Below are 324 nucleotides of genomic sequence, written 5' to 3'. Positions count from 1 at the left end.
GTCCTACGACGGCCCGGTCTTCGATCCCGTCGGCGGCGACGCGGTCGCGCTGTCGGCCGGCGTGCGCCTGCTGCGCCCGCCCAGCGGCGGCGCCGTGCTGGAGATCCTGCGCCCGCATCCGGACAGCCCCGGCCTGTGGCAGCGCGTGCAATGGCGCGTGCGTCCCGATGGCCTGTGGCGCGCCAGCGGCGCCGCGTCCGCGCGCGGCCCGCTGCCGCCGGTCGGCGACGGCGCGCTGCTGCTGCCTGGCGCCAGGAGCATGACGCTGCGCGTCTGGATTCCCGGCACCGGCTGGGCCGAGGCCGCCCGCGCCGCGTCGGCCAC

General features: G+C 79.6%; 1 pseudogene. It reads left to right on the top strand.

Going from position 1 to position 324, the window contains the following annotated elements:
* A pseudogene (locus tag KDH83_RS32200) lies at positions 1-324 on the top strand (hypothetical protein); the annotation flags it as partial.

Source organism: Achromobacter sp. Marseille-Q0513, assembly GCF_018195695.1.
Taxonomy (GTDB): domain Bacteria; phylum Pseudomonadota; class Gammaproteobacteria; order Burkholderiales; family Burkholderiaceae_B; genus Achromobacter.
Note: the sequence above shows the minus strand (reverse complement) of the source record. Positions and strands in the feature narration are given on the sequence as shown.